The organism is Desulfotomaculum sp. OF05-3 (assembly GCF_003435535.1).
In the GTDB taxonomy this organism is placed as follows: Bacteria; Bacillota; Clostridia; order Lachnospirales; family Lachnospiraceae; genus Pilosibacter; species Pilosibacter fragilis.
The window spans coordinates 1-4,881 of the sequence record NZ_QWGO01000069.1 but is presented as its reverse complement, the minus strand read 5'-3'; the positions used below and the strand labels follow the sequence as shown (position 1 = coordinate 4,881).

Here is a 4,881-nt window from a genome sequence, read left to right as displayed (position 1 = left end):
ATGTGTAGCGGATATATTGCAAGTTCCCTAAAGTGATAGCCTAACGGCTACACTTTAGAACTTGTGAGGGTGGCAAAGCCCCCCTTCAATCCCCCTTTGAGTGACCGCAGATATGCGGTAAATTGTTGAGTGATAGCCAAGAAGAAAGAGAGGTAAAAGCATGAGTTGGGGCGAGGAACAGCAGAAAGAAATTGAGACAATCAGAGAGAGAAAAATCACAGTGAAATTGTCGGACGCAGATTGTGACCGACTGGCGAGAAAGTGTGGGAAGCATGGTCTGACAATCGGAGAGCTGATAGAGAATTTTGTCGGAGATTTGGTGGGCGGTACTTACTCCAATGGAAGTGATGAAAGAGATTATGCTGACCAGTGGTTCGAGCGTTGTTGGTTCGGAATGTTCCCAGAGCCTACACTGCTGAATCACTTATTGAATTTGGGTTATGAACCAGAGCATTATCTGGATATGTTGGAGAACGTAGAGACAATAAAATCCGACATTGAAATTACTAAACAGAACATAGCAGAGCCAAGTGATGAATGGAAAGACATTGTGTACCACAAGTATAATGATGATTTTACAAGCTATGAGTGTGTGCCTTGTTACAATAGTGTTGATGAATATATAGCAAGCGAAAAAGAAGATTTAGAAAGCTATAAGGCAGACTTAGAAGAAGCACTGGAAGAACTGAAAGACATGAGAGCGGACTGGAAGCCAGAGAAAGAGCCGAACATGAACGAGGAAATCGAACTCATTAAGAAGTGGGTAAAGGAAAGAGAGGACTTCATCAATGAATAGGACAAGACCGAAGCAGATAGTTATAAGAGTGTCAGAGGAAGAACTTGCACAGATAAAAGAAAAAGTAGAGCAGTCTGGAAAGAGCCAACAGCAATATATCATTGAAGCCCTCACACAGTCGAACATTGTCAATCTGGACGGACTGAAAGAGATATATCCAGAGCTGAAAAGGCAAGGCAACAATCTGAACCAGATAGCCAAGAAGCTGAATGAAAATGGATATGTGGACTATAAGCAAGAGCTTCCTAACACCATGAAAGAGGTGAGAGAAGTATGGCAGTTATTAAAGCAGTATCTTCAAAAGCAGGCATAGGGCAAGCACTGGACTATGTGACAAAAGAGGAAAAGACAGAGGATAAGCTTGTCAGCGGTCTGCACTGTGAACCAGATACAGTAAAGGACGAAATGCAAGCCACCAAGGAACTATGGGAGAAAACCGGGGGAAGGACATACAAGCACTTTGTCCAGAGCTACCATAAGGACGAGAAAATCACGCCGGAGCAGGCACACAGGAACGCCTTACAGCTTGCAGAGAATACGTCGGCATGGAAAGGGTTTGAGGTGCTTGTGGCTACCCATAAGGACAAAAAACATATCCATACGCACTTTATCGTCAATTCCGTCAATTTTGAGGACGGGCACAAGCTGCAGTGGAGCAGCGCCGACCTGCAGGAGCTGAAGGAGCGGTGCAACGCACAGAGCAGGGAGCAGGGGCTACACGTCTCAGAAAAGGGAAAGACCTTTGAAGGAGCGGAACGTGAGGAAACAGTGGCATGGAAAAAAGAGACGTACCAGCTTCTGAAGCAGGCGGAGCAGGGGAAAGTGAAAAGCTATGTCCAGGACATTGCCCTGGCAGTCCTGGACTGTAAGGAAACAGCGACCAGCCGGGAAAGCTTTATTCGGCTGATGAATGAAAGAGGGTACGGAGTGGACTGGCAGGACAGCCACAAATACATCACATATACCGACTTAGCAAGGAAGCAGGCAGGAGAAAAGGCTTGCAAAATTCGTAATAATAAGCTGGAAAAATACTACAACATGGGTTTTGGAAAGGAGGAACTGGAGCATGAGTTTGAGAGAAATGCACGAACAGCAGAAGTCAGAGCAGGCAAGTCCGAGAGAACGGATCCAAGAACTGAACCGTCAGAGCCGGACAGAGCTGGAGAACAGCCTGCTGAAGGAAGCCTTAGCTTTGTCGAGCGAGAGCTGCGAGGAATTGATGAAGCAGTCAAATCAAGGACAAGCAAGGGCAGAGCAGAACAGGCAGAGAGACGCCGAGCTGAGCAGGCAGCTCATCAGCGAGCTGAAGAAGCAAGTCGAGCAGTTAGAGAACAGCAACGAACTACTTCAGAACGCCATATCAGCCGGAATTGGGAGCCTGAGAGATGAGGTCAGAGAAAGTACCGTCCAAGAGGTAAAAAAGGCGTTACAGGCGAATATAGAGGCGGTACAGAAGGCAACAAAAGCTCTTGAAAAGCAGTCTGATACGCTTACAAGCGTAATGAAGCAGAAAGTCCGGGAGCTGGAGGAAAGCAAAAACAGCTTTTTCAGATATGAGGGCTTGAAGATATACCTGTTTTGGGGCGGTATGGTCTGTAATATTGGGACGTTTTTGATAGTGTTATATTATTTATTTGTCAAGTAAAGTTTTATAAAAATGTTATATATAATTAATGTTTTTTTGTTGAAAATATAGTATAGTAAAACAAAAAGGAGGGGATGCCAATGTACTTGTTGCTTTAGATGCTATAAAAATACATTGACATAGGAGGAAAATTAATGAGAAATATTCGCAGATCTGTAGCGTTAGCTTTGGCAGCAATAATGATGATGGCTATGAATATGGTTAGTTTTGCAGCAGATACAGCTCCTGCTGAAACCGAGGCGGTAGAATCGGTGACTCGTTCAACTAATGGAGAATCTGTTTTGCTGGATAAAGTATATTTTGCGTGTGATGGAAAAAACACAATTTCTTCTCGAGAACCTATTCCTGCTACAGCTTTAGATATTGAAAATAGAATTTTAGGAAGTATGGAGTATTTTTATGATGGTTTAGATTCATCTGGAAGACCGCAGTACACAGTTAAGGCATCTATGACGTCTAATCCATTAAAATTAAAATCCAGTAAACTTGTAACAAGAGCTGAAGGAGTAAATAGTTGGCATACAAATGAAGAAGATCATAATGGGTATACAGGAACTAATTCTCGAAGCTATGTATATACGACTCCGAATCCACCATCAAATCCATATTGTGAAGCAATATTAACCGCAACTGATGAGAAAGGTGACGAATACGCAGTATGGAAAGGAACTCTTCGTGATGCTAAGTAGAAAATACTGAAATATTGGTAAGAGTAGTGATGAAAATAAGAGGGAGTGAAGTGAGGATGAGATATTCTTAATTCACTCCCTTTTTTTAGAGGTCAAAAAGGTGCAATAAATTCATTGATAAGATAAGCGATAAGGGCGAGAGGGAGTGAGGTGTAGATATTGACACCAAAAAGGCACTCCCTTATACTTGATGGAAAAAGGTAAAATACTTCATTGATAAGATAAGCGGTGAAGGCGAGAGGGAGTGAGGTGTAGATATTGACACCAAAAAGGCACTCCCTTATACTTGAGAGAAAAAGGTGCAAAAATCTATTGATAAGATTAGCGGTCAAGCGGAGTAAGGGCAGTATATTATATAATATATCTAAGTAGGAGAAAAATATGCGTAGAAATACAAAAACAATGTATGAGTGGAGAAAGGTATATAGGGATAAAGAGGAGCTGATGTTGGAGAGAGGTTTTCCAGAGGTCAGCCCCCATGAGTTCTATCGTGACTTGTTCCCAGAGGGGAGCTTACAGAGTGCAGAGCATGACGGAAAAGGAAATGTGATTGCAACCCAGATAAGACCATCTGGAAAGGGAAGAACGAAGCAGTGGGTTATAGATGATAGTCTGAATATGCTTGATAAGGTCATAGGGGACGAGTTCGGACTGATACCGCCTATCACGTTCTATGGCAAGACACACACGAAGCAGAACGCACATGAACTGTATGCGGTTGCAATAGATATTGATTATGTCGGAAAACAGCAGTTGAAGAACCTCTTGAAGCAATTCGGGAACGGAGTACAGCTCCGACCGACCTACCTTGTGAGTTCTGGAAAGGGTGTCCATGCCTATTACTTTTTGAAAGAGCCAGTACAGTTGTATCATAATCTGGAAGATACCCTTGCGGAGCTGAAAGAAGCATTTATCCGCAGACTATGGAACGATACGAGCAGTATCAGACCAGACAGCCCAGATATAACAGGTATCTATCAAGGCTTTAGGTGTGTTGGGAGCCAGAGCAAGCTGGGGGCAGACTTCCCAGTGAAAGCCTATAAGATGTCGGATAACCGCTATACTCTGGAAGATATAAAGGACAGCATACCGAACTGTAAGGTTGATTTATCGGTACTTACAGAGAAGCCGAAGAAAGAAAAGAGTAAGCTGTCACTGGACGAAGCAAAGAAGCTGTACCCAGAGTGGTATCAAGAGCGAGTTGTAGAGGGCAGACCGAAGAAAAAAGGCACATGGGTGTGTAATGAAGCCCTTTATGAGTGGTGGAAGAACAAGATTTTTACCGAAGTAAAGGTAGGCGGTAGGTACTTCTCAATCATGGCATTGTGTGCGTATGGCTTGAAATGTGGCATATCTGAAAGACGAATAAGGCAAGATGCCTATTCATTTTTGGAGCATCTGGAGAGCCTTACAGATGATGAGGACAACCATTTTACAAGGGAAGATGTAAAGGACGCATTGAAAGCCCTCAAAGCTGATAACAAGCTACTTTCGACTATGGCAAGCCGAGAATGGATAGAGAAGCAGACGAAAGTTGTCATACCGCCAAATAAGAGGAACGGCAGAAAGCAAGCCACGCACTTAAAAATCGCACGTTTTACCCTTGAAACAATGAATGAGGACAGGGGCAAAGCTCTACAAGGGAGACCAGACAAGGCGAAGATTGTCGAAGAATGGAGAGAAAGCAACCCTCTGGGAACAAAAGCGGACTGCATCCGAGAGACAGGACTTGCAAAGCATACGGTTTATAA

General features: G+C 43.5%; 5 protein-coding genes. All 5 read left to right on the top strand.

Going from position 1 to position 4,881, the window contains the following annotated elements; genetic code table 11:
* Window positions 1–160 precede the first annotated feature (160 nt).
* On the top strand, window positions 161–796 hold the full coding sequence (locus tag DXA87_RS17480; protein ID WP_002595442.1) for a hypothetical protein: 636 nt from the start codon (window positions 161–163) through the stop codon (window positions 794–796).
* Window positions 789–1,109 carry a plasmid mobilization relaxosome protein MobC gene (gene mobC, locus DXA87_RS17475; protein ID WP_002595443.1) on the top strand — a complete coding sequence of 107 codons (321 nt, stop codon included), beginning with the start codon at window positions 789–791 and terminating at the stop codon, window positions 1,107–1,109. Before DXA87_RS17480 ends, mobC begins: the two co-directional genes overlap by 8 nt.
* Window positions 1,070–2,185, top strand: a complete 1,116-nt coding sequence (locus DXA87_RS17470) for a relaxase/mobilization nuclease domain-containing protein (protein WP_002595444.1) — start codon at window positions 1,070–1,072, stop codon at window positions 2,183–2,185. The genes mobC and DXA87_RS17470 overlap by 40 nt, the downstream gene beginning before the upstream one ends.
* A 390-nt stretch (window positions 2,186–2,575) precedes the next feature.
* Window positions 2,576–3,130, top strand: a complete 555-nt coding sequence (locus DXA87_RS17460; RefSeq protein WP_002595445.1) for a hypothetical protein — start codon at window positions 2,576–2,578, stop codon at window positions 3,128–3,130.
* A gap of 381 nt (window positions 3,131–3,511) precedes the next feature.
* Window positions 3,512–4,881, top strand: a 1,370-nt coding sequence (locus tag DXA87_RS17455; protein ID WP_199537951.1) for a repa, incomplete at its 3' end; no start/stop codon positions are given.

Bases quoted from the DNA above. Each gene is read 5' to 3' on its own strand.
- DXA87_RS17480 (WP_002595442.1), top strand. From the start codon at position 161: ATGAGTTGGGGCGAGGAACAGCAGAAAGAAATTGAGACAATCAGAGAG.
- mobC (WP_002595443.1), top strand. From the start codon at position 789: ATGAATAGGACAAGACCGAAGCAGATAGTTATAAGAGTGTCAGAGGAA.
- DXA87_RS17470 (WP_002595444.1), top strand. From the start codon at position 1,070: ATGGCAGTTATTAAAGCAGTATCTTCAAAAGCAGGCATAGGGCAAGCA.
- DXA87_RS17460 (WP_002595445.1), top strand. From the start codon at position 2,576: ATGAGAAATATTCGCAGATCTGTAGCGTTAGCTTTGGCAGCAATAATG.